The 22459-nt window shown below is 63.2% G+C and carries 22 protein-coding genes and 1 pseudogene; 12 read left to right on the forward strand and 11 right to left on the reverse strand.

Going from position 1 to position 22459, the window contains the following annotated elements:
• Positions 1–278 precede the first annotated feature (278 nt).
• On the reverse strand, positions 279–920 hold the full coding sequence (locus ACVTFQ_RS02805; RefSeq protein WP_111561901.1) for a chloramphenicol phosphotransferase CPT family protein: 642 nt from the start codon (positions 918–920) through the stop codon (positions 279–281).
• Between the two features lie 121 nt (positions 921–1041).
• Between ACVTFQ_RS02805 and ACVTFQ_RS02810 the strand changes: the two genes are divergently transcribed.
• The 5 genes from ACVTFQ_RS02810 (at position 1042) to rnhA (ending at position 4867) form a co-directional block, all read left to right on the forward strand.
• Positions 1042–1425: a DUF983 domain-containing protein gene (locus ACVTFQ_RS02810; protein ID WP_047507915.1), complete on the forward strand. Its 384-nt coding sequence runs from the start codon at positions 1042–1044 to the stop codon at positions 1423–1425.
• The gene (locus ACVTFQ_RS02815; protein ID WP_111561902.1) at positions 1394–2173 is read left to right on the forward strand and encodes an SURF1 family protein; all 780 of its coding nucleotides are present in this window, start codon (positions 1394–1396) and stop codon (positions 2171–2173) included. The genes ACVTFQ_RS02810 and ACVTFQ_RS02815 overlap by 32 nt, the downstream gene beginning before the upstream one ends.
• Before the next feature lie 62 nt (positions 2174–2235).
• Entirely contained in the window at positions 2236–3237 is a 1002-nt protein-coding gene (ispH, locus tag ACVTFQ_RS02820) for a 4-hydroxy-3-methylbut-2-enyl diphosphate reductase (protein ID WP_111561903.1), read from the forward strand.
• 227 nt (positions 3238–3464) lie between these two features.
• Positions 3465–4430, forward strand: coding sequence for a homoserine kinase (locus tag ACVTFQ_RS02825; RefSeq protein WP_111561904.1), 966 nt, complete (start codon positions 3465–3467; stop codon positions 4428–4430).
• Entirely contained in the window at positions 4427–4867 is a 441-nt protein-coding gene (gene rnhA / locus ACVTFQ_RS02830) for a ribonuclease HI (RefSeq protein WP_018902017.1), read from the forward strand. The genes ACVTFQ_RS02825 and rnhA overlap by 4 nt, the downstream gene beginning before the upstream one ends.
• A 284-nt stretch (positions 4868–5151) precedes the next feature.
• Here the strand turns inward: rnhA and ACVTFQ_RS02835 are convergent, their stop codons facing one another.
• Positions 5152–6090, reverse strand: coding sequence for an AEC family transporter (locus ACVTFQ_RS02835; protein WP_112435948.1), 939 nt, complete (start codon positions 6088–6090; stop codon positions 5152–5154).
• A 99-nt stretch (positions 6091–6189) separates the two neighbouring features.
• Here ACVTFQ_RS02835 and ACVTFQ_RS02840 point away from each other — a divergent pair, with 99 nt between their 5' ends.
• Positions 6190–7092, forward strand: coding sequence for a LysR family transcriptional regulator (locus ACVTFQ_RS02840; RefSeq protein ID WP_111561906.1), 903 nt, complete (start codon positions 6190–6192; stop codon positions 7090–7092).
• Positions 7093–7720: 628 nt separating this feature from the next.
• Positions 7721–7877: pseudogene (locus ACVTFQ_RS02845) on the forward strand (endonuclease domain-containing protein); the annotation flags it as partial.
• 31 nt (positions 7878–7908) lie between these two features.
• On the opposite strand, the gene fdhA reads toward ACVTFQ_RS02845, so the two are convergent.
• Positions 7909–9099 carry a formaldehyde dehydrogenase, glutathione-independent gene (gene fdhA / locus ACVTFQ_RS02850; protein WP_111561908.1) on the reverse strand — a complete coding sequence of 397 codons (1191 nt, stop codon included), beginning with the start codon at positions 9097–9099 and terminating at the stop codon, positions 7909–7911.
• Positions 9100–9402: 303 nt separating this feature from the next.
• On the opposite strand from fdhA, the gene ACVTFQ_RS02855 reads away from it, so the two are divergent.
• Complete coding sequence (locus ACVTFQ_RS02855) at positions 9403–11286, forward strand: methyl-accepting chemotaxis protein (RefSeq protein ID WP_111561909.1); 1884 nt, start codon at positions 9403–9405, stop codon at positions 11284–11286.
• Between the two features lie 136 nt (positions 11287–11422).
• Positions 11423–11731 (forward strand): Dabb family protein, encoded by a 309-nt coding sequence (locus tag ACVTFQ_RS02860; RefSeq protein ID WP_111561910.1) that lies wholly within the window; start codon positions 11423–11425, stop codon positions 11729–11731.
• A 31-nt stretch (positions 11732–11762) separates the two neighbouring features.
• Here the strand turns inward: ACVTFQ_RS02860 and ACVTFQ_RS02865 are convergent, their stop codons facing one another.
• From ACVTFQ_RS02865 to ACVTFQ_RS02890, 6 genes are all read right to left on the reverse strand, one after another.
• The gene (locus ACVTFQ_RS02865; RefSeq protein WP_111561911.1) at positions 11763–12662 is read right to left on the reverse strand and encodes a metal ABC transporter solute-binding protein, Zn/Mn family; all 900 of its coding nucleotides are present in this window, start codon (positions 12660–12662) and stop codon (positions 11763–11765) included.
• Between the two features lie 15 nt (positions 12663–12677).
• The gene (locus tag ACVTFQ_RS02870; RefSeq protein ID WP_111561912.1) at positions 12678–13550 is read right to left on the reverse strand and encodes a metal ABC transporter permease; all 873 of its coding nucleotides are present in this window, start codon (positions 13548–13550) and stop codon (positions 12678–12680) included.
• Positions 13547–14287, reverse strand: coding sequence for a metal ABC transporter ATP-binding protein (locus ACVTFQ_RS02875; protein WP_111561913.1), 741 nt, complete (start codon positions 14285–14287; stop codon positions 13547–13549). Before ACVTFQ_RS02875 ends, ACVTFQ_RS02870 begins: the two co-directional genes overlap by 4 nt.
• Positions 14284–14409, reverse strand: a complete 126-nt coding sequence (locus ACVTFQ_RS02880) for a hypothetical protein (protein WP_313760291.1) — start codon at positions 14407–14409, stop codon at positions 14284–14286. Before ACVTFQ_RS02880 ends, ACVTFQ_RS02875 begins: the two co-directional genes overlap by 4 nt.
• Positions 14410–15304: 895 nt before the next feature.
• Complete coding sequence (locus tag ACVTFQ_RS02885; protein ID WP_111561914.1) at positions 15305–15790, reverse strand: peroxiredoxin; 486 nt, start codon at positions 15788–15790, stop codon at positions 15305–15307.
• Positions 15791–15872: 82 nt separating this feature from the next.
• Entirely contained in the window at positions 15873–16709 is an 837-nt protein-coding gene (locus ACVTFQ_RS02890; protein WP_181459220.1) for a protein-disulfide reductase DsbD domain-containing protein, read from the reverse strand.
• Between the two features lie 139 nt (positions 16710–16848).
• On the opposite strand from ACVTFQ_RS02890, the gene ACVTFQ_RS02895 reads away from it, so the two are divergent.
• The 3 genes from ACVTFQ_RS02895 to ACVTFQ_RS02905 all read left to right on the forward strand — a co-directional run bounded on the left by ACVTFQ_RS02895 (position 16849) and on the right by ACVTFQ_RS02905 (position 18899).
• Complete coding sequence (locus ACVTFQ_RS02895; protein WP_018899063.1) at positions 16849–17454, forward strand: YqgE/AlgH family protein; 606 nt, start codon at positions 16849–16851, stop codon at positions 17452–17454.
• 87 nt (positions 17455–17541) lie between these two features.
• Complete coding sequence (locus tag ACVTFQ_RS02900; protein ID WP_111561915.1) at positions 17542–17733, forward strand: CsbD family protein; 192 nt, start codon at positions 17542–17544, stop codon at positions 17731–17733.
• A gap of 80 nt (positions 17734–17813) precedes the next feature.
• Positions 17814–18899 (forward strand): putative zinc-binding metallopeptidase, encoded by a 1086-nt coding sequence (locus ACVTFQ_RS02905; protein ID WP_111561916.1) that lies wholly within the window; start codon positions 17814–17816, stop codon positions 18897–18899.
• A 21-nt stretch (positions 18900–18920) separates the two neighbouring features.
• Here the strand turns inward: ACVTFQ_RS02905 and ACVTFQ_RS02910 are convergent, their stop codons facing one another.
• Both ACVTFQ_RS02910 and ACVTFQ_RS02915 read right to left on the reverse strand, forming a co-directional pair.
• Complete coding sequence (locus ACVTFQ_RS02910; RefSeq protein ID WP_111561917.1) at positions 18921–21833, reverse strand: EAL domain-containing protein; 2913 nt, start codon at positions 21831–21833, stop codon at positions 18921–18923.
• Positions 21830–22444, reverse strand: a complete 615-nt coding sequence (locus tag ACVTFQ_RS02915) for a GNAT family N-acetyltransferase (RefSeq protein WP_018899059.1) — start codon at positions 22442–22444, stop codon at positions 21830–21832. Before ACVTFQ_RS02915 ends, ACVTFQ_RS02910 begins: the two co-directional genes overlap by 4 nt.
• Positions 22445–22459 lie beyond the last annotated feature (15 nt).

Consider the following 22459-nt stretch of genomic DNA (forward strand, 5'->3'; position numbering starts at 1 on the left):
CTGCAGAGGCCGCCTGAAATGCAAAATGCGGAACCATCGAGAGGTGGCTCCGCATTTTTTTATTTCAGAGGTTTCGGCCCTTAGCTTCGTCTCACCAGTGGCCCCCTCACCCTGCCCTCTCCCCGAGGGGAGAGGGGAAGATCGCGCAGAGGGTGCCGCTTTTCCCTTCTCCCCGCCGGGGAGAAGGTGCCCGAAGGGCGGATGAGGGGGCTCCGGATGCTGAGTTAGCTGCACCCACGGTTCACTTGCGTACGAAGTCTGCTTCTACCGTCTCGCCCCTACCGCGCTTCCGCGATCCGTTCGAACGCCGACGGCCTCGCAATCCCGATATCCAGCGTCTGCCGGATGATCTCCGCGCATTCCAGCGGCGTCAGAAGCGACGTGTCCACTTCCAGATCGTAGATGCCCGGCTGGTGCACATGGTCCTGCCAGCGCTGCACCGAATCGGGGATCGGGTCTTCTGCGCTTGCCTGGTCGTAGAGCCCCTCGCGGCCCGGCATGCGGATTTCGCGGCGGCGCATGATCGTGTCGATCGGGCAGTGCACGCCGACAAACAGAACCGGAAAACCTTCCAGCCTGCGGGCGCAGTCGGCGAGAATGCCGAGCGGTTGCGAGTAGAAATCGTGGTGCCCGAGATCGGCGACGACGTTGAGGCCGAGGCCGACATGGATGGCGATGGTCTCGTAGAGGGCGGCGTAGAAGAACGGCACCGCGTCTTCCAGATCGGGCCGTTCACCGCCGGGCCGCAGGCCGATGCCCGGCAGATAGCGCTCGGGCGTCATGGCGTTATAGGCATCGACGCCGATGTTCATCCACGGGCCGTCGAACTCGTCCTGGATCGCCTTGGCGATCGATGATTTTCCGCTGCGCGGTGCGCCGTTCAGAATAACGATCTGAGCGGCGGGGTTTTCCTCGGACATGTGTTTTCTTCTTTTGTTTGGCGCGAATCAGTGAGGCGAAATCGCGCAGGCATTTCACTTCGTATTGCGATTACATTATGGGTGACTTTAAGGCGGTGACTCACCGCGTCGGGAGGATAGCATGAACGAAGACAGCGCGCATTTCCCACCTGTGGATCCTTTGAAAACAGGTATTCGCGGATGCTGCCCGCGCTGCGGCAATGGCAAGCTTTTCAATGGCTTGCTGGGCCTGAAGCCGCGCTGCGCCGCCTGCGGCCTCGATTATGCCTTTGCCGACGCCGGCGATGGCCCGGCCGTCTTCGTCATCCTGATCGTCGGCTTCATCGTCATCGGCTCGGTGCTGTGGCTGGAAGTGAACTATTCGCCGCCGATCTGGCTGCACATCCTGCTCTTCGCGCCGCTGACGATCATCCTCTCGCTCTTGGCGCTGCGTTGGTGCAAGGGCATTTTGATCGCCATGCAGTATCGCCACAATGCCCGTGAAGGACGTCTCTCCCGTGATTGATGCCACAGCCGCAGCCCCCCGCCGCACGCGATCGGTCCTGACCGCCATCGCGGTCCTCGTAGCACTCGCCATCCTGATCGCGCTCGGCACCTGGCAGGTCGAGCGGCTGCACTGGAAAGAAGGCCTGCTCGCCGATATCGCCGCCCGCCTCGCGGCCCCCGTGGTCCCCTTGTCCGAGATCGAGGCCATGGCCGCCAAGGGCGAGGATATCGAATACCGCCGCGTCACCGCGACCGGCGTCTACGACAACAGCCGCGAACGCCACTTCTTCGCCACCTGGCGCGGCCAGACCGGCTTTTATGTCTATACGCCGCTGCAGCTTTCAGACGGCCGCTTCCTCTTCGTCAATCGCGGCTTCGTGCCCTATGATAACAAGGAACCGGAAATGCGCATGCAGGGCCAGCTGACGGGCGAGCAGACCGTCAACGGTCTCGCTCGCGGCAAACTCCCCGGCAAGCCGTCATGGGTCGTGCCTGACAACGACGTCGCCAAGAACATCTTCTATTGGAAGGATCTCGACGTCATGGCCTCGAGCACCGGGCTCGACAAGGCTGCGGTCGTGCCCTTCTTCGTCGATGCCGATGACACGCCCAATCCCAAGGGCATGCCGATCGGCGGCGTCACCGAGGTCGACCTGCCCAACAACCACCTGCAATACGCCTTCACCTGGTATGGCCTGGCCTTAACGCTGGTCGTGATCGTCGTCGTCGCGCGCTTGCGCAAGCGCGGCAATCCGCCGGCGCAATAGTATCGCTTCAATTTCTGCCTATATTGGGCTAGAGACGCACATCTGCATCAACCGGAAAAGACATGAATATTGCGGCGAAACCTCCACTGACGATCAGGCTCTGCGGGCCGCGCGGCTTTTGCGCCGGCGTCGACCGGGCGATCCAGATCGTCGTTCTGGCGCTGAAATCCTATGGCGCGCCCGTCTATGTCAGGCACGAGATTGTTCATAACCGCTATGTCGTCGAAGGCCTGGAAGCCAAGGGTGCGGTCTTCGTCGAGGAGCTGAACGAGATCCCGGAAGAGCATCGCGCCCAGCCGGTCGTCTTCTCCGCCCACGGCGTGCCGAAATCGGTGCCCGAGGATGCGACCACTCGCAACCTCTTCTATCTCGACGCCACATGCCCGCTGGTCTCCAAGGTCCACAAGCAGGCCATGCGCCACAACAAGCTCGGCCGCCACGTGGTCCTGATCGGCCATGCCGGCCACCCCGAGGTGATCGGCACCATGGGCCAGCTCCCTGAAGGCGCTGTCTCGCTGGTCGAAACCATCGCCGATGTCGATCTCTACGAGCCTGCCGATCCCGACAATCTCGGCTATGTCACGCAGACCACGTTGTCTGTCGACGACACCGCCGGCGTCATCGCCCGCCTGCAGGAGCGCTTCCCGAACCTGACGGCGCCATCGGCCGATTCGATCTGCTACGCGACGACCAACCGCCAGGAAGTCGTCAAGCAGGCGGCCCCCGGCTGCGATCTCTTCATCATCGTCGGCGCGCCCAATTCGTCCAACTCCAAGCGCCTCGTCGAAGTGGCGCTCAGGGCAGGGGCGAAGAAATCGATCCTGGTGCAGCGCGCCTCCGAGCTCGATTGGGACGATATCGGCCCCGTCGGCACGCTCGGCCTCTCCGCCGGCGCCTCGGCCCCCGAGGTCATCGTCAACGAGATCATCGAGGCTTTTCGCGCCCGGTTCGATGCCAAGGTCGAGCTTGCCGAAACGGTTCAGGAAAACGAGCACTTCCTCGTCAACCGCGAGCTGCGCGACATCGAGCTGACGACGGCGGATATGGCCTTCGTCAACGGGTAATTGGCGGTCGGAGGGTGGGCCACCCCCTCTGTCCTGCCGGACATCTCCCCCACAAGGGGAGAGATCGGCTGAGGGACGCCGCTCGCTGCAAGATCAATTGTTTGGGGAAACCCCCACCACGGATCAATCTCCCCCCTTGTGGGGGAGATGCCCGGCAGGGCAGAGGGGGGTATCATCTGCACCGCCCGAAGCCGACCGAAGCACCAAACCGAAAACGAGAGCCCGCCTTGGCAGTCTACACCGATATCTCCGAAGACGATCTGAAGTGGTTCCTGACGGAATATGACGCCGGCACGCTGTTGTCCTACAAGGGCATCGCCGAGGGCGTCGAAAACAGCAACTTCCTGCTGCATACCTCAAAGGACCCGCTGATCCTGACGCTCTACGAAAAGCGCGTCGAGAAAAGCGACCTGCCGTTCTTCCTCGGCCTGATGCAGCATCTGTCCGCCCGCGGCCTGTCCTGCCCGCTGCCGCTGCCGCGCAAGGATGGCGCGCTGCTCGGCCAGCTGTCGGATCGCCCCGCTGCCCTCATCTCCTTCCTCGAAGGCATGTGGCTGCGCAAGCCGGAAGCCAAGCATTGCCGCGAAGTGGGCAAGGCGTTGGCGCACATGCACCTCGCCGGCGAAGGTTTCGACCTCAAGCGCCCCAACGCGCTCTCCGTCGATGGTTGGCAGGTACTGTGGGACAAGTCTGAAGCCCGCGCCGACGAGGTCGAGAAGGGCCTGCAGGCCGAAATCCGCGGCGAGCTCGATTTTCTCGCGGCAAGCTGGCCGAAGGATCTCCCTTCCGGCGTCATCCACGCCGATCTCTTCCCCGACAACGTCTTCTTCCTGGGCGATGATCTCTCGGGCCTGATCGATTTCTACTTCGCTTGCAACGACCTGCTCGCCTACGACGTCTCGATCATCCTCAACGCCTGGTGCTTCGAAAAGGACGGTGCCTATAACATCACCAAGGGCATGGCCATGCTCGAAGGCTATACCAGCGTGCGCCCGCTGAGCGACGCCGAACTTCAGGCACTTCCGATCCTCTCGCGCGGCTCGGCGCTGCGCTTCTTCCTTACCCGCCTCTACGACTGGCTGATGACGCCCGAGGGCGCGATGGTGACGAAGAAGGACCCGCTCGAATACCTGCGCAAGCTGCGCTTCCACCGGCAGATCAAATCCGCCGCCGAATACGGGCTCACGCCATGAAGCACGTCGATATCTACACCGACGGCGCCTGCTCCGGAAATCCCGGCCCCGGCGGCTGGGGCGCGGTGCTGCGCTATGGCGAGGTCGAAAAGGAGCTCTGCGGCGGCGAGGCGGAAACGACCAACAACCGCATGGAACTTTTGGCCGCCATCTCGGCGCTGACGGCACTGAAAAGCGCCTGCGAGGTCGATCTCCACACCGACAGCAAATACGTCATGGACGGCATCTCCAAGTGGATCTTCGGCTGGAAGAAGAACGGCTGGAAGACCGCGGACAAGAAGCCGGTGAAGAACGGCGAACTCTGGCAGGCGCTGGACGCCGCCAACCAGCGCCACAAGGTCAAGTGGCACTGGGTCAAGGGCCACGCCGGCCACCCGGAAAACGAACGCGCCGACGAGTTGGCGCGAAAGGGCATGGAGCCGTTCAAGAAGCGGTAGGGTGGGGGAGGCTTCCCTTGCTCGGCTTCCCCTTCTCCCCAACGGGGAGAAGGTGGCCCGAAGGGTCGGATGAGGGGGCTCCGGGCTCCCAGCTATCCATCTGAAATTACTATCTTAGACCTCTCACCTGCCGCCCCCTCATCTGCCTGCCGGCATCTTCTCCCCGCTGGGGAGAAGGGACTCGTGGCGGCCCGCTTGCTCCATCTTCCCTTCGCCCCATAGGGCAGAAGGTGCCCGAAGGGCGGATGAGGGGGCCACACGGCAAAACATTTCTTACCGGCCGCTCACCCCGCAACCGCCAGATAAGCCGAAATCGTCCCGATCGACAGCACCGTCGAGGCGAGCACCACGCGTCCCGTCAAACTCGCCTCCCGCCCATAAAACTCCGCCAGCATGAACGGCCCGGTCCCCGTCGGCAGCGCCGCCAAGAGAACGCAGGTATGCACCGCAATCGGCGGCAGCTGCAGCAGCGGCCCGGCGATGACCCATGTTACCAAAGGCTGCGCAACCAGCTTCAGCCCGACGAGAATGCCGGCCGTCGCCGCCCGCTCGGTCGCAGCCCCCGCCTTCGATCCCGCTAGGAACAACCCAAGCGCAATCAGCGCGCAGGGAGAAGCCGCGCCGCCGAGAAGTTTTAGAAACGCATGCACCGGCGCCGGCAGCGCCACACCCGAGACCATGAACAGCGCCCCCAGCACCGGCGCGATCAACAGCGGGTTCTTGGCCAGCGAGAGAAATGTCTTCCGGGCGATATCGCGCCGCCGCGTCTCCGATTGCAGCCCGCCCTCGATCAGGACGATGGCGACGGCGAAGAGCACGCAGACGGTGACGATCGTCGCGATCAGGGTCGGCGCCATGCCGTTGTCGCCAACGATCGAGAGTACCAGCGGAAAGCCGACGAAGCCTGTATTGGCGTAGCTGGCGTTGAGGCTATCGATCGCCGCATCCGCCAGATGCCGGCCCTTCGCCATCCGCCACCAGAGCGTCGCGCAGAAGATGATGGCACAGCCGGAAGTGAAGGCGAGGATGAAGCCCGGCTGCCAGATCTGTGAGAGCTTGGCGTTGGCCATGATGTCGAAAAGCAGAGCCGGCAGCGCCAGATAGACCACCAACCGGTTCACCTCGCGCGTCGCATTGGGGCCGAGCGCGTCTGTCTTGCGCGCGATCCATCCGGTCAGGATCAGCGCGAAGATGGGGAGCACGATGAGGAGATTGGTCAGCATTGGGGAAGGAGCTCAGGTTGCAAAGACGATTGTCTAGCCCCTGATATCGATATAATCCAATGTCGATATCATTGCTGATTGATACCTCAGAGGTATGAAATGGACACGCGCCACATGCGCTATTTCGTGGCGCTCGCCGAGACGCTGCACTTCGGCCACGCGGCGGCACGCATGAACATGAGCCAGCCGCCCTTCAGCCGCCAGATCGCCGCGATCGAGAAGACGCTCGGCGCCCGCCTCTTCGAGCGCAATTCCCGCAACGTCGCGCTGACGGCGGCGGGCAAGCATTTTCTGGAGGAGTGCCGCGCGGTGCTCGCCCATTTCGATGCCGCCTGCCGCGATGTGCAGCTGGTCGCATCCGGCGTGAAGGGCGAGTTGAAGCTCGGCTTCATGATGAACGCCGCCTACAGCGTCGTCCCGGCGCTGGTGCGGCTGTACTCCGAAAAGCGGCCGGATGTCCGCCTCGTGCTCGAGGAGCGCATACCGACCGATATCGAGGAGATGCTGATCGAAGGCCACCTCGACGCCGCCGTCACCTTCGGCGGCAGCCCGGCCACGCATCTTCGCACCACGCTTCTCGCCCGCGACCGCCTGCGTTTGATCGTGCCGCGAGATCACCGCCTGGCGAAACTCGACATCGCCGGCCCAACCGACCTCGCAAGCGAACGCCTGATCGCCGCCCCCGCAAGCGTGACGCCGACGCTGCGCGACGCCATCCGCAACTACTGCGCCTCCCCAGGCGTCGTCCCGCATTTCGCGCTCGAACCCCGCCTGCAACACACCATCATCCGCCTGGTGGCCGAAGGCCTGGGCATCGCGCTCATCCCGCAGTCTTTGTGCGCGGACTTGGCGGAAGGGCTGGTCTCGCGGCCGATTGTGGATGCGCCGGAGTTCGACATCGTGCTCTGCGCCTCGGCTGCGTCGACCAATCCGGCGGTGCCGGCGCTGTTTGAGGTGGCGGAGAGGTTGGGTGGGGTGGGTAGACGCGTCGAAGGAGCTTGATCGAAGAGTCAGCCTCATCGCCAGCAGCCCCCTCATCTCCGCTGGGGAGAAGGGGCTTGTGGCGCGCGCCTCTTCCCCTCGGGGAGAGGGTAGGGTGAGGGGGCCACACAGTAGGTCCGATGATCAGCGGACTGGGTTAATTGTCGAAGGAGTTCGACCACCTTGTAGGAATTGCAGTTATTGCGCAGTTATCGTCAAGATTGTATCGCTGTCTCAGCCAAACCAATGGAGGCAGATCGTGCGATACCGATGCTTATGGAGACCAGCTACGGTGCTCATGCATGCGCTATTTTGGATAGCGGTGAGTGCATGGTCCTACATGACAGCAGGTGACTATACGTTTGGAAGCTGCTTTCCGATCATCATGATATATTTTCCGCCACTAACCTTTATCTGGCTTGCTGTGGGATTCTCCAGCTTCGCGGTCCTCATCGCTTCCATAAGCCGCCCGCAGCTTCGAGAAAGCGCGTGGTTTCTGGCAGCCTGTCATGGGTTGGTGTTCGCCATCGGACTGCAAGCATTTCCAGTGGCAGCTTATGCAGCAGTAGGTCAGGTAAACTGCCTCTGATGGCATTCGAGCGTGCTGACCATCACCTGCCGGAGGAAACGCATGTGTGTGGTGTAAAAAATGGCTAACTCAGCGGGTGCGGCCCCCTCATCCGACCCTTCGGGCCACCTTCTCCCCGTTGGGGCGAAGGGGAGATGGAGCGAGCGGCCCGCCAAGAGTCTCTTCTCCCCAACGGGGAGAAGGTGCCCGAAGGGCGGATGAGGGGGCCACACGCGCTAACGCCAGCCACCCCCTCATCCTCATATCCCTCAAGCCGCCTTCGCCACATCCCCATGCGGGTCGAGCACGAACTTCGTCGCGGCCCCGTGGTCGAAGCTCTCATAGCCCTGAACGGCCTCTTCGAGCGGGATCACCTTGGCGTTGACGATATCGGCGATCGGCAGGCGGTCGTGGAGGATGGCCTGCATCAGCTGCCGGTTATACTTCAGCACCGGCGTCTGGCCGGTGTGGAAGGATTGCGCCTTCGCCCAGCCGAGCCCGAAGCGCAGCGACAGGTTGCCGGTCTTGGCGGCACTGTCGACGGCACCGGGGTCTTCGGTCACGTAGAGGCCGGGAATGCCGATCGAGCCGGCGGCGCGGGTGATGTCCATCATCTGGTTCAAGACGATCGCCGGCTGCTCGCCGCCAGAGTGCCCGCGTGCCTCGAAGCCGACGGCGTCGATCGCGCTGTCCACCTCGTTGCTCCCGGTCACCTGCGCGATCATGTCGCCCAGCCGGTCGCTCTTCGACAGATCGATCGGCTCGAAGCCGACGCGAGCGGCATGCGCCAGGCGATCTTTGTTGAAGTCGCCGATCATCACGACGGCAGCACCCAGGATGCGGGCGGAAGCGGCAGCCGCAAGCCCAACCGGACCGGCGCCCGCGACATAGACGGTCGAGCCGACGCCGACGCCTGCGCGCACCGCACCGTGGAAGCCCGTTGGCAGGATGTCGGAAAGCATGGTGAGATCGCGGATCTTCTCCATCGCCCGGTCGCGATCCGGGAATTTCAGGAGGTTGAAGTCGGCATAGGGGATGGTCACGTAGCGCGCCTGGCCGCCGATCCAGCCGCCCATGTCGACATAGCCATAGGCACCGCCGGCGCGTGACGGGTTGACGGTGAGGCAGACGCCGGTGTCTTGCGACTTGCAGCAGCGGCAGCGGCCGCAGGCGACGTTGAACGGCACCGAGACGATGTCGCCGACCTCGAGCATCTCGACATCGATGCCCTTTTCGATGATCTGGCCGGTGATTTCATGGCCGAGAACCAGCCCCGGCATCGCCGTGGTCCGGCCGCGCACCATGTGCTGGTCCGATCCGCAGATATTGGTCGAGATCACCTTCAGGATCACGCCATGCTCGATGCGGCGCCCATCGGGTGCCTCGAGCTTGGGATCATCGATGTCATGGATTTCGACAACGCCGGGCCGCATGTAGACGACGCCACGGTTCTTGCTCATTTTCATCTCCTCCGTTGAAAATGCTGCGGTCCACGCGGGCTCCTCTTCCCGTGCGGTCATGCGTCGCAGCTTAGAGGAGAATGTCGCCAACGTCGTCCCGTTTACGACGGTTTTTCCGCCCGAAACGGCCATCTCGAAGCCGTGATCTATCGCGCTGTATACCTGCCTACGCGACTACAAGGACTTGCTACATTTCGCCGCAACAACCCGTCCGGTAAGTATTTCTAAATTGCGATTTGTCAAACCTGTCAGCGGTTGAGGAGGGCCAGATCGAAAAAGATTGAAGAAAGACCGGGGCTTACGATGATGAATTTGAAGATCAGGACACTGATACCAGCGCTCTTTGGCGGCGTTGTTGTCTTGGGTGTCATTCAGGGCGGCTTGGCGCTCAATTCCATTTCCAATCTGGAAACGCAGTCGCAGCTGATGGTCCGCAACATGACCGGCAACGCCTTCCTGGCGGCGCTCGACAAGAGCTTCGGCGATCAGCGCCGCAATGTCACGGCCATGCTGTCGGCGACCGGCCCGCAGGAAATCGCGGCGCACCAGAAGGCGGTGGACGACGCGCGTGCCATCCGCGATGAGGCACTCAACTCCTTCGAGACCCGCGTCACGCTGCCGGCCACCCGCGCCAAGGTCGAGACGCTGAAGAAGGACTTCCGCGCCTATGACGAGTTCGGCGCGACGATCGCGAAGATGGCGACCTCAGGCGAGCAGGCGAACCTGAAGCCGTTCATGGTCGAGAACATGGATCCGATCGGCATCGAAGCCAGCGGCATCATCAAGGGCGTGGTGGACAACAACAAGGATCTGGCGGCGCAGTCGATTGCGATCTCCAGCGATGTCGTCAGCTTCGCCCGGATCTCGACCTTCACGGCCGTCGCGATCGCCGCTCTGCTCGCCATCGTTGCCGCCTTCATCTCCTTCTTCCGCGTGGCGCGTCCGATCAGCGACATCACCGGCGCGATGAACCAGCTTGCATCGGGCGACAACAGCCACGAGATCCCGCACGGCGCCCGCCGGGACGAGATCGGCGAAATGGCAGCCGCTGTCGCCGTCTTCCGCAACAACGCGCTGGAGCGCGAACGCCTGGAGCGCGAAACGGAAGCCAATCGCGGCCTCAGCGAAAACGAGCGGATTGCTCGCGAAGCCCAGAAGGCGCGTGAAGCCGAAGAGGTCCGCTTTGCCGTCGATGGCCTCGGCGTCGGCCTGCAGCGCCTGTCGGATGGCGACATGACCTACCGTCTCGAAACGCCCTTCGCCGACCAGCTGGACGCACTGCGCATCAGCTACAATGAATCAATCGGCCGCCTGCAGGAAACGCTGCGCACCGTTGGCGAGAATGCCCGGATGATCGATGCCGGCGCAGCCGAGATCAAGGCATCGGCCGACGATCTCTCCCGCCGCACCGAGCAGCAGGCAGCCTCCGTCGAAGAGACGGCAGCGGCACTCGAACAGGTCACGACCGCGGTCAAGGATTCTGCCGGCCGCGCAGGTGACGCCGGCGAGCTGGTCAAGCGCACCCAGGCCGGCGCCGAGCGCTCCGGCGAGATCGTCCGCGAAGCGGTGGATGCCATGCAGGAGATCGAGCAGTCGTCGAGCCAGATCTCGAACATCATCGGCGTCATCGATGACATCGCCTTCCAGACCAACTTGCTTGCGCTGAACGCAGGCGTCGAAGCGGCGCGCGCCGGTGAAGCCGGCAAGGGCTTTGCGGTCGTGGCCCAGGAAGTGCGTGAACTCGCCCAGCGTTCGGCAAACGCCGCCAAGGAGATCAAGCAGCTGATCACCAAATCCGGCGACCAGGTGCGCGGCGGCGTCGATCTCGTCGGTCGCACCGGTCAGGCGCTTCAGGAGATCGTCTCAGAAGTGCAGGAGATCAACCGCAACGTCCAGTCGATCGTGCTCTCCTCGCGCGAACAGTCGACCGGCCTTTCCGAGATCAACACCTCGGTCAATCTCATGGACCAGGGCACCCAGCAGAACGCGGCCATGGTGGAGCAAGCAACCGCTGCAAGCCACGGTCTGGCAACCCAGGCGGCGACCCTGCTGGAACTGCTGTCGCAGTTCAAGCTCGACGACCGCGCCGTCAGCGCCGCCACGTCAAGCTCGCGTCCGGTGCAGTCGCCGGCCCGCGCACTCGCAGATCGCCTGACGTCGTCTTTCGCAGGTCGCTCCGCCGCCTGATCGCGGCTCGGCAATCATTGATCAGAAGGCGCGGCCGGTCACCGGTCGCGCCTTTTTCCATGGCTAATCTTTGCATCTTGCCCGCAGCCGCATTCCCACTATGCTTTGCGGATAACAACATGTCGGGAGGCAACATATGATCCTGCACTCAGTGCTGATGCGGCTGAAATCGGCCATCACGGGCGAAGAGAAGCAGTCCTTATTCGAGCAGATCGTCGCGCTGAAGCAGGTCATTCCGGGTATTCTGGATATCAAATACGGCCCGAACGTCTCGCCCGAGGGCCTGCATGCCGGCTTTGTCGATGGCTTTGCCGTCACCTTCGAAAGCCCGGAGGCGCGCGACGCCTATCTCATCCATCCCGAGCATGTCGCCGTCGGCGAGCGCATCGTCTCGTCGCTCGATGGCGGCCTCGGCGGCCTGATCGTCTTCGACCTGCAGGTCTGATCCCGCAGGTCGAACGTCTCGGTTTCCGTCGTCAGCTGCCCTTGCGCATCGCGGCGGAAATCTGGTCGACATTGTAGCGGAACATCTTCTCATAGGTGGATGCCGGGCCCTTGGCATCCGAGAGCGATTCCACATAGAGCTCGCCGCCGGGCTCTGCCCCCGTTGCCTTGGCGATCTGCTTGACGAGGCGCGGATCGTTGGAGTTCTCGAAGAAATAGGTCTTCACGTGCTCAGCCTTGATCTGCTCGATCAGCTGGGCCACTTCAGCCGCCGATGCCTCGCTCTCCGTGGAAACGCCGAGCGGCGCCAGGAAGCTCACATGATACTCCCGGCCGAAATAGCCGAAGGCGTCATGGCTGGTCAGCACCTTGCGATGATCCTCGGGAATGTCCTTGAACTTCGCCTTGGCATAGGCGTCCATCTCGTCGAGCTTCTTGGTGTAGGCCTCGGCATTGGCCTTGAACGCCGCCGCATCGGCAGGATCGGCCGATGAAAGCGCCTTCTCGATGTTGGCGACCCAGACCTTGACGCTGATGGGGCTGTTCCAGACATGCGGATCGGTCACCGTTTTGCCGTCCTCTTCCATGGTGCGCGTCTTCACACCCTCGGAAACGGTCACCGGCGTGCCCTTGTAGCCCGATGCCGCAATGAGCCGGTCCATCCAGCCTTCCAGCCCTTCGCCGCTGACGAAGGTGACCTTGGCGGCCTTCAGGTTCTTGGCGTCAGTGGGCGACGGCTCGAATTCATGGGGGTCGCCGTTTGGCCCGACGAGGCTCTTGACCTCGACATGGTCGCCGCCGACTTGGCTGACGACATCGGCCAGCACGGTGAACGAGGCCACGACCTTCAGCGTTTCGGCCGAAGCCGGCATGGCCGAGAAGGCCATCAGCGCGGGAAGCGAGGCGGTGAGAAGCAATCTTCTAAGGGGCATAGAAAGATCCTTTGGTTAGCCCTTGAGATGGGCGCGGGGGAAAAGTCGCCGGGCAAGGCCCGACGGTGCGAAGAAGATGGAAAAGCCGTAGATCGCCGCCGCCGTCATGATGATCGTCGGCCCGGAGGCGAGCTCGAAATGGTAGGAGGCGATCAGCCCGAAATAGCCGGATGCTGCGGCACTCAAGGCCGCCACCAGCATCATCGAGGGCAGGCTGCGCGACCAGAGCTGCGCGATCGCGGCGGGCAGCATCATCAACCCCACCGCCATCAGCGTGCCGAGCGCCTGGAAGCTGGCGACGAGATTGAGCACGACGAGCAGCAGGAACAGGAAGTGATAGACCGGACCGCGCCCGCCGATGGCCCTCAGGAAACTCGGGTCGAAGCATTCGGCGATCAGCGGCCGGTAGATCGCGGCGAGCACGATCAGCGTCAGCGTCGTGATCGCGCCGATCTGGTAAAGGGCAGGCGGATCGATGGCGAGAATGGTGCCGAACAGCACATGCAGCAGGTCGATGTTGGACCCCCTGAGCGAGACGATCAGCACGCCGAGCGCCAGCGACGCCAGATAGAAGCTGGCAAAGCTCGCATCCTCCTGCAGCACCGTCACCCGGCTGACCGCGCCCGACAAAAGCGCCACCGCGAGCCCCGCCACCAGCCCGCCGATCCCCATCGCTGTCAGCGACAGCGAGCCGGCGACGAGATAGCCGATCGCCGCACCCGGCAGGATCGCATGGCTCATCGCATCGCCCATCAGGCTCATGCGCCGCAGCATCAAGAACACGCCGATCGGCCCGGAACCGAGCCCGAGGCACAGGCACGCAACCAGCGCCCGACGCATGAAGCCGTAATCGACGAAGGGCGCGAAGAAGAGATCGTAGATGGTCATGCGGCAGGCGCGCAGGTGTCTGCGTCCTCATCCCAGCGCTCGGCCATCGCCCTTGCTTTCAACAGGTTCTCGGCAGACATGGCGGAAGCCGTCGGCCCCCAGTCGATCATCTCGCGGGCGAGAAGCAGCGTCTGCGGGAAATGCGCGCGGATCTGCTCGAAATCATGCAGCACCGCCACGATCGTTCGCCCGTCGCCATGCCATCGCCTGATCATCTCGATCAGGTCGCGGGTGGTGCGGGCGTCGATCGCGGTAAACGGCTCGTCGAGCAGGATCACCTTGGCGTCCTGCAGCAGCAGCCGCGCAAACAGCACCCGCTGCAATTGTCCCGACGACAGCGACCCGATCTGCCGCCGCTCGAAGCCCTCCAGCCCGACCGCCGAAATCGCCTCTTGTGCTTTCACCATTTCCGCACCCGACACCCGCGAAAACGCCCCCGCCTGCCGCCATGCGCCAAGCAGCACGATATCGAGCACCGAGATCGGAAACCGCTTGTTGATATCCGCCGCCTGCGGCAGGTAGCCAAAATCGGTGCGCTGCAGCCGATGCTCCACGCGCCCCTCGCTCGGCCTGAGCTCACCCATAATCGCCTTCAACAGCGTCGACTTTCCCGCCCCATTCGGCCCGGCAATGGCCGTCAGGCTGCCGGCCGTAATCGCGCCGGAGACGTGGTGCACGGCCGGGTGCCGGTTATAGGCGACGGTGAGATTGGAGAGCCGGATCAGTTCTTCGCTCATGGCAGCACCACCGCCCATGCGATGGCGATCCAGAGCAGGGCTGCGACGACAACGGCGCCGATCACGCGGCTCATTGCCGAGCCGCCCATCAGGCCGGCGGCGAGATTGTTCAGGAGGGTCATTGCGGGTACTCAGTATGTAATAACATTACTTTGTAACGTTATAACGATAGTTCGAGCCGAGACGCAAGCGGTCGAGCGCGAAAAATATCGACGATCGACAGAGGTTGGTGGAGAACAGGGAAGAGGACTGGCGGATTGGGAGGAGGCGCCGCCACGCTCTCGGCGTCATCCTCGGCCAACGTGCCGAGGATCTAAGCACGCAGCCGCGAATGCAACGGTGCAGGGGAGGTGACAGGGGCGCGAGCCATTGGAATTGGTGGGCGGGTGCGTACTTGCGTCCGAGCGACACCCGCAGCCCCGTCCTCGCCCAGCGTCCATGCACGTCGAGCCAATTGCGCCCGCAGCAGATACTCGGGACAAGCCCGAGTATGACGGCCGTGGGGATGATGCGCCGCTAACCTACTTCGTCGCTAACATGTTGAAAGAGCGTCACTTCCCACGCTCTCGTCGTCATCCTCGGCCAAGGTGCCGAGGATCTAAGCACGCCTCCAGGAATGCGACGGTGCAGGGGAGTGAAAGGGGCGCGAGCCACTGGAATTAGCGGGAGGATGTGTATTGACGCCTGGGCACCCGCAGCCCCGTCCTCGCCCAGCGTCCATAGACGTCGAGCCAATTGCGCCCGCAGCAGATACTCGGGACGAGCCCGAGTATGACGGCCGTGGGGATGGGCCGTCGTCAATCTACCGGGTCGTAAGCTATTGAAAAGACGCCGCTTCCCACGCTCTCGACGTCATCCTCGGGCTCGTCCCGAGGATCTAAGCACGCCACCAGAAATACAACGGCGCAGCAGGAGCGGAAGGGCGCCAAGCGCCGCAACCCGTCACGGAAGCCAGCGCGTCAGCGCGGCCAAGCGCAGGGCGAAGCCGACGCGCGGCTCCACCCCGCAAACATCACATCAAAGCTGCTCGATCATCGTCGCAGCGCTGGACACCGTCGCCTGGCCCGGATTTTCCTCGACGTTGAGCGACTTCACGACGCCGTCCTCGACCAGCATCGAGTAGCGCTTGGAGCGCACGCCGAGGCCGCCGCCGGAGAGGTCGGCGTCGAGGCCGATGGCCTTGGTGAACGAGGCATCCCAGTCGGGGAGGAAGTGGATCTTGCCCAGGCCGCCGGAGGACTGCGCCCAGGCGCCCATGACGTGCCAGTCGTTGACGGCGATGACCGCAATGTCGTCGACGCCCTTATTGAGAATGGTGTCGCGGTTTTCGAGATAGCCGGGCAGGTGGTTGAGCGAGCAGGTTGGCGTGAAGGCGCCGGGGACGGCGAAGAGCACGACGCGCTTGCCCTTGAACAGCGCCTCGGTCGTGGTCTCGACCGGGCCGTCAGCCGTCTTTTCCTTGAAGGTCGCCGAAGGCAGCGTGTCGCCGATTGCAATGGTCATGACTATCTCCTGGTTATGTTTGTGAGGCGCCGTCGGCGCGCAGACGTTGAGATCGAGGGCAGGTGTGAATGATAGGATTGGCCTATTTGAAAGCAAGCGGGCTTTCGATGGCGCGCGCCCCATCGATCACAAGCGCGCTCCAGCTCTTGCCCGATATGTCGTAATTCTTCGGCAGCTTGCCGATCGCAACCGTCGTCGTCAGCGACGTGCCATCGCGCTTGCTCATCAGCTGCTTGGTGAAGACGTAGCCGCTCGGGCCGGCAATGACGACGTCAGGGGTCGTATCGCCGATGTCGGGGAGCGTGATATTGAGCGTCAGCTCCTTCTGGTCGGCCGACAGCGTGTGCTTGGTCACCTTGAACTTGGAGGAGGGCGCTTCCGGAAGTCTGGCGTCGGCGGCGTCAAGAATGGCTTTCTCCTCCGGCTGCGATTGCCCCGCCGCCGAGAGGGGAACGGTGAGATCGGCCTGGAAGGGCACGCAGATATCCTTGCAGATGCCGATGAAGGCCTGCGCCTTGATCTCGGTCGCGCCGCTCTCGGCCGAAAGCGTGAGCGGCAGCGTCACCGGCGCGTCGTAGCCGATGTCGTCGAGCCTGTCGTCCTTGATGTGCTTCGGGATCGGGTAGCCGATCTTATCGAGCGTTACCCCCGTCTCGGGCGCAATCGTGATCTGCGGCGGGATGCCGCTATTGCCCGGCTCGCGCCAATAGGTGATCCATCCGGCATTGGGTTCGATCTGCAGCCCGGCGCGGATCTTGCCGTGCGCGTCGGGCGCCATCGCCACCAGCCGCATCCGCCCGCCGGCATTGTCGACCCATTCGCTGGTGCCCGCCTGCGCTGCGGAGAGCGCGGGCAGGGTCAGGCCAAGAGCCGTGGCGATGATCAGGACGAGATGGCTTTTGTGCGGGGCAAAGGTCATGCGGCAATGGTTATTCAAATCCGCTGCCCTTCGCCAGCAGCCGCATCCGATTTAATTTTCATTTTCAGTTGATTGAAACAGGACATTGGCCCATGTTTCTCTTGTCGGCGCCTCGAGCGGTCTGGCATCAGGAGGTATCATGTCCCTGTCGACCCTGAAAAACAGACGTGAACGCGGCTTCTTCGACGGCCAGTTCCTGATCGCCATGCCCGGCGTATCGGACAGCAATTTCGCCCGCACGGTCATCTATGTCTGCGCCCATTCCGACGCCGGCGCCATGGGTTTCATCATCAATCGCTCTCAGGAGCTTTCGTTCACCGACGTGCTCATGCATCTCGACATGATCAAGAGCGACGAGGCAATCCTCATGCCGCCGCCATCTGGCGACCTTTCGATCCAGACGGGCGGGCCGGTGGAAAGCGGCCGTGGCTTTGTTCTTCATTCCGACGATTATCTCTGCGATTCCAGCATTCCCGTCAGCGACGATATCTGCATGACGGCGACGCTTGACATCATCCGCGCCATCGCCAAGGGCGAGGGGCCGAAGCGCGCCACCATGCTGCTTGGCTATGCCGGCTGGGGTGCCGGGCAGCTCGAAGCCGAGATCGCCAGCAATGGCTGGCTGAATTGCCCGGCCAACGATGCCCTCATCTTCGATCCCAATCTCGATGATAAATACGAGCGCGCGCTGGCCGGCATGGGCATTTCGGCGGCCATGCTCTCCACCGAAGCCGGCCACGCCTGAAGACGCAAAAATTCGCGGAACGAATAGCTGCGAACCACGTTCTCTTTTCGCACCGGGCACGAGGCCCGTTCCAAAAGGAGACATCAGATGGGTAGCACCAGCGACAAGATTTCCGGCAAGGCTAACGAAATCGCCGGCAAGGCGAAGCAGGCTGTCGGCAAGGCGACCGGCGACAATTCCACCCGCGCCAAGGGCGCCGTCCAGGAAGCCAAGGGTAAGGCCCAGTCCGCCAAGGGCGATGCCAAAGGCAAGATCAAGGATGTCGTCGATCGCATGTGATCGAAAACATCCCCGCAATGGCCCGTCGCGCATCCGCGCTGCGGGTCGTTTTGTATCAACACCACGCTATGGGGCGTTCCATGCGGCTTTTCGCCTGCGATAACTGCGATCAGGTCGTGCACTTCGACAACCGGCAATGCGTCCGCTGCAACCATCGCCTCGGCTTCCTGCCCGATGACCTCTCGATGCGCGCGCTCGAGCCGCGCGACGAGACGCTGTGGCAGCTGACCTCGGACCCGCAGCGCGCCGTGCGTTTCTGCGCCAATGCCGGTCTCGACATCTGCAACTGGCTGGTGAATGCGGATGACGAAAATCCGTTCTGCATCGCCTGTCGCTACAATCGCCTCGTGCCGAATACCCATACGCAGGAGGGGATCGATCGCTGGCGCCGCATCAGCCAGGCGCAGCGCCATCTCTTCTATTCGCTGCTGCGCTGGCGTCTTCCGCCGCCTGACCGTATCGAGGATCCGCAAGGCGGCCTGGTATTTGATTTTCTCGAGGACGAGGTGCAGCTCGACGGCAATGTCATCCCGGCCATGACAGGCCACGACGAAGGCGTCATCGCCATCCGCGCCGCCGAAGCCGACGACATCACCCGCGAACTTGCCCGCGCCTCGATGAACGAACCCTATAGAACGCTTCTCGGACATTTCCGCCACGAGATCGGGCACTTCGTCTGGAACCGCCTGGTCCGCGACCGCGACGCCTTCGATGGCTTCCGCGCCGTCTTCGGCGATGAGCGCCAGGATTATGGCCAGGCGCTGCAGAACCATTATCAGAACGGCGCGCCTCTCGGCTGGCAGCAGAGCTTCATCAGCGCTTATGCGGCGGCCCATCCCTGGGAGGATTTCGCCGAGTGCTTCGCGCATTATCTGCACATCGTCGATACGCTGGAGACGGCGCGCGGCTTCGGCATCGCCATCGATCCGCGCGGTCATGAGGAGATGGCGTCGGAGGTTGATTTCAATCCCTATCGGGCGGCAGGCGCCGAGCAGCTGGTCAGCGCCTGGGTGCCGCTATCGGTGGCGATCAATGCCATCCAGCGCAGCATGGGCCAGCCGGATTCCTATCCCTTCGTGCTGTCGAACGCCGTTGTCGAAAAGCTCGAATATCTGCACCGATTGATCCAGGATCGCGTCGCCGAGCCACGGCAAGCCGCGGCCTGAAATTCGGGCGCCTGAGAAACCTCAGGCGCGCTTGGTCAGCGGAAACCGTTCCTTCAGCAGCCGCAGCACCGATTCCGACGCCATCGGCGGGCCGAAGAGATAGCTCTGGCCGTAGGTGCAGCCCATCTTCGCGAGCTCGATCGCGTCTTCGTTGGACTCGATACCCTCGGCCACGACCTTCATCTCGAGCTCCCGCGCCATCGAGATCACCGAACGCAGCACGGTCGATTTCCGGTCGCTGGTGTCGCAGACCAGCGTCTTGTCGAGCTTGATCGTGTCGAACGGGAAGCGGGTGAGGTAGGAGAGCGAGGAGTAGCCGGTGCCGAAATCGTCGAGCGCCAGCCCAAGGCCGATCTCGCGCAGCTTGCCCAGCACCAGGCGCGCCTGTTCCGGGTTTTCCATCACCATCGTCTCGGTCAGCTCCAGCTTCAGCCGGGTCGGATCGCAATGGGTCTTGGCCAGAACCGAGCGCACGTCGTCATAGAGATCGTTGTTCAGGAGCTGGGCGCTCGAGAGATTGATCGACACGAAGATCGGCAGCTCGCCGGTCTGGCTCTCCCAGGCCATCAGGTCGTTGGTCGCCTGTTCGAGCGCGAAGACGCCGAGCATGTTGATGATGTCGGAAGCCTCGGCGATCGGGATGAACTCCGACGGCGGGATGTTGCCGCGCTTCGGATGCTCCCAGCGCATCAGCGCCTCGAAGCCCGCGATCTCGACATCTTCCAGGCCGGCTATCGGCTGGTAGACCATCGACAGTTCCTTGCGCTCCAGCGCACGGCGGAGATCCGATTCCAGCTGCAGCCGGTCGGCGCCGAAGTCGCGGAAGGCGGGCTGGAACGGCTCGACGCGATTGCCGCCGGCGCGTTTCGCCCGGTACATGGCAAGCTCGGAATCGCTGAGCATCCCCGTTGCGTTTTCCTGCTGGTCGACGAAGGACGCAAGCCCGATCGACGCCGTCAGGATGATCTCGCGGTTCGCGAAGTTGATCGGCACCATGATCGCCTTGCTGATCGCATCGGCGAAGTCGGCGATCTTGGCCGGATCGCGCTCGGAAACGAGGATGAGGCCGAACTGGTCACCGGAGAGGCGCGCCAGCGTGTCCTGCGGCTTCAGGAGCCGGCGAAGACGGCGCGTCAGCGCGATCAGGATATTGTCGCCGGCGGCTACGCCAAGTGCGTCGTTGACCAGCTTGTAGCGGTCGATATCGATGACCATCACGGTTGGCCTGAGCATATCGCCACCCGGCGCCAGCGCCAGCACGCCCTGCAGGCGGTCGAGGAACAGCTGGCGGTTGGGAAGGCCCGTCAGGTTGTCGTGCAGCGCGTCCTGCAGCAGCCGGTCGATCGAGTTCTTCTGCTCGGTCACGTCGATGACGGTGCCGACGCAGCGGATCACTTCGCCGTTGGAATCGAGCACCGGCCGGGCGCGGATCAGGAGCCAGTGGAAATGCCCGTCCTCGGCGCGAATGCGGAACTCGTGGTTCAGCCGGCCGCGGCGATGTTCGAGCAGCACGTCGAGCGTGGCGCGGAAACGGTCGCGATCGTCAGGATGCAGGCGCGGCAGCCAGTTGCGGGCCGCACCATGCATCGTGCCGGGCGAAAGGCCGAGCTTGACGGAGACATCGGGGATGGTGACGACGCGGTCGCGCGCCACGTCCCAGTCCCACACCATGTCGCCGGAGCCGGTCAGCGCCAGCGATTGCCGTTCGAGATCGGAGAACAGCCCCTGCTGGAACGTGCCGCCGGCAAAGGCGTGCTGCATGACGGTGAAGCCGATGAGAAGCACGATCAGCACGAGACCACCGCCGAGCGCCGGCTGGATGATGTCGTTGTCGAGCTGGCCGGTAATCGTCAGCCAGCCGCCGAACAGCCATACCAGGATCAGCGCCCAGGCGGGCACGAGCAGGATGGCGCGGTCGTAGCGGTTGAGGCCGAGATAGATGATGAGCAGCAAGCCCAGCGTCGCGGTGAGCGCGAAGGATAGGCGGGCGATACCGGCGGCGATGGCCGGGTCATAGATCGCGACGCCGAAGAGCAGCGCCAAGCCCAGCACCCAGGCCAGTGTCACATAGCCGAGATGCGTATGCCAGCGGTTGAGGTTGAGATAGGTGAAGAGGAAGATGACGAAACTCGATGCCAGCGCCACTTCCGCGCAGGCGCGCCATATTCGCTGGTCGGCCGAGGCGATGCTGACGAGCTTGCCGAGAAAGCCGAAATCGACGCAGATATAGCCGAGCACCGCCCAGGCGAGCGCTGCCGTCGCCGGCAGCATCGAGGTGCCCTTGACGACGAAGAGGATGGTCAGGAACACCGCCAGCAGGCCGGCGATCCCGAGCACGATGCCGCGATAGAGCGTGAACGCGTTGATCGTGTCCTTGTAGGCGTCGGGCTCCCACAGATAGATCTGCGGCAGTTCCGGCGTCGAAAGCTCGGCGACGAAGGTGATGACGGAGCCCGGGTTGAGCGTGATGCGGAAGACGTCGGAATCGTCGCTCGGCTGCCGGTCGAGCGCGAAGCCTTCGCTCGGCGTGATCGCGATGATGCGCTGCGACCCGAGGTCGGGCCAGAACAGCTTGGAATTCACCAGACGGAAATGCGGTGCGACGATGACGCGCTCCAGCTGTTCGTCGGAAACGTTGGCGAGCGCGAAGACCGCCCAGTCGCCCTGGTGGTTGCCGGAGCTCGACCGCACCTCGATGCGTCGCCGGATGCCGTCAGCGCCGGCCGCGGTCGAAACCTGGAAGGCCTCGCCCTGGTTGGCGTAGATCTCGGTGGTCTTGGTCAGATCGAGCGCGGTGTCGTCGCGGGAAATCTTCACCGGTTCGGCCGCCTGCGCGACCCCTGCCATCAGCGCCAAAGCCGACAGGAAAAGCGCTGCGATCACCGCGACGAAACGTCCAGATGGTGATAGGTGCAGCATGCGTTTGTTGGTCATCGGCTGTCGGTTATCCTGCCTTTATCCGTATCGGTGGCGAGCAGTGAAAACATCACGTGATCATGCCACTGACCGTTGATCTTCAAGTATCCGCGCAGATAGCCTTCCCGCTGAAACCCGGCTTTTTCAAGCAGGCGGATGCTCCGAGCATTGTCTGGAATACAGGCTGCTTCGATACGGTGCAACTCAAGGCCTGCGAAGATGTAGGGTATAACCAATTGAAGTGCGGCGAACATATGGCCCTGGCCGGCATGCGCTTCGCCCATCCAGTAGCCGATCATGCAGCTCTGTGCCGCCCCGCGCCTGATATAGCCGATGGTGATGCCGCCGAGCAGCGTCATGTTTTCACGGTGGAAAAGAAGCAGCGGAACGGCCTGTCCCGACGCGTATTCCTGCTTGCCGCGAATGACGCGCGCCCGGTACGAGCCTTCCGTCAGCTCGTCGCGCCGCCAGGTCGGTTCCCAGCGCTCGAGAAAGCCGCGGCTTGCCGACCGCAGCTTGTGCCACTGGTTGAAATCCTGATAGCGCGGCAGCCGCAGCACATAATTGGCGTCTTCGATTTCAACTGCTTCCGGCTGCCGAGACAGGAACCGAAACACCGATTTTGGCATCGATCACTCCCGGCA

The organism is Rhizobium sp. O111 (genome assembly GCF_055616315.1).

Excerpts from the sequence above, each read along its gene's own strand:
- ACVTFQ_RS02885 (WP_111561914.1), bottom strand. The coding sequence starts at position 15,790 with ATGACCATTGCAATCGGCGACACGCTGCCTTCGGCGACCTTCAAGGAA.
- ACVTFQ_RS02860 (WP_111561910.1), top strand. The coding sequence starts at position 11,423 with ATGATCCTGCACTCAGTGCTGATGCGGCTGAAATCGGCCATCACGGGC.
- ACVTFQ_RS02835 (WP_112435948.1), bottom strand. The coding sequence starts at position 6,090 with ATGCTGACCAATCTCCTCATCGTGCTCCCCATCTTCGCGCTGATCCTG.
- ACVTFQ_RS02915 (WP_018899059.1), bottom strand. The coding sequence starts at position 22,444 with ATGCCAAAATCGGTGTTTCGGTTCCTGTCTCGGCAGCCGGAAGCAGTT.
- ACVTFQ_RS02815 (WP_111561902.1), top strand. The coding sequence starts at position 1,394 with ATGCCCGTGAAGGACGTCTCTCCCGTGATTGATGCCACAGCCGCAGCC.
- ACVTFQ_RS02855 (WP_111561909.1), top strand. The coding sequence starts at position 9,403 with ATGATGAATTTGAAGATCAGGACACTGATACCAGCGCTCTTTGGCGGC.
- rnhA (WP_018902017.1), top strand. The coding sequence starts at position 4,427 with ATGAAGCACGTCGATATCTACACCGACGGCGCCTGCTCCGGAAATCCC.
- ACVTFQ_RS02875 (WP_111561913.1), bottom strand. The coding sequence starts at position 14,287 with ATGAGCGAAGAACTGATCCGGCTCTCCAATCTCACCGTCGCCTATAAC.
- ACVTFQ_RS02810 (WP_047507915.1), top strand. The coding sequence starts at position 1,042 with ATGAACGAAGACAGCGCGCATTTCCCACCTGTGGATCCTTTGAAAACA.
- ACVTFQ_RS02895 (WP_018899063.1), top strand. The coding sequence starts at position 16,849 with ATGTCCCTGTCGACCCTGAAAAACAGACGTGAACGCGGCTTCTTCGAC.
- ACVTFQ_RS02890 (WP_181459220.1), bottom strand. The coding sequence starts at position 16,709 with ATGACCTTTGCCCCGCACAAAAGCCATCTCGTCCTGATCATCGCCACG.
- ACVTFQ_RS02840 (WP_111561906.1), top strand. The coding sequence starts at position 6,190 with ATGGACACGCGCCACATGCGCTATTTCGTGGCGCTCGCCGAGACGCTG.
- fdhA (WP_111561908.1), bottom strand. The coding sequence starts at position 9,099 with ATGAGCAAGAACCGTGGCGTCGTCTACATGCGGCCCGGCGTTGTCGAA.
- ACVTFQ_RS02910 (WP_111561917.1), bottom strand. The coding sequence starts at position 21,833 with ATGACCAACAAACGCATGCTGCACCTATCACCATCTGGACGTTTCGTC.
- ACVTFQ_RS02880 (WP_313760291.1), bottom strand. The coding sequence starts at position 14,409 with ATGACCCTCCTGAACAATCTCGCCGCCGGCCTGATGGGCGGCTCGGCA.
- ACVTFQ_RS02870 (WP_111561912.1), bottom strand. The coding sequence starts at position 13,550 with ATGACCATCTACGATCTCTTCTTCGCGCCCTTCGTCGATTACGGCTTC.
- ACVTFQ_RS02865 (WP_111561911.1), bottom strand. The coding sequence starts at position 12,662 with ATGCCCCTTAGAAGATTGCTTCTCACCGCCTCGCTTCCCGCGCTGATG.
- ispH (WP_111561903.1), top strand. The coding sequence starts at position 2,236 with ATGAATATTGCGGCGAAACCTCCACTGACGATCAGGCTCTGCGGGCCG.
- ACVTFQ_RS02900 (WP_111561915.1), top strand. The coding sequence starts at position 17,542 with ATGGGTAGCACCAGCGACAAGATTTCCGGCAAGGCTAACGAAATCGCC.
- ACVTFQ_RS02905 (WP_111561916.1), top strand. The coding sequence starts at position 17,814 with ATGCGGCTTTTCGCCTGCGATAACTGCGATCAGGTCGTGCACTTCGAC.
- ACVTFQ_RS02805 (WP_111561901.1), bottom strand. The coding sequence starts at position 920 with ATGTCCGAGGAAAACCCCGCCGCTCAGATCGTTATTCTGAACGGCGCA.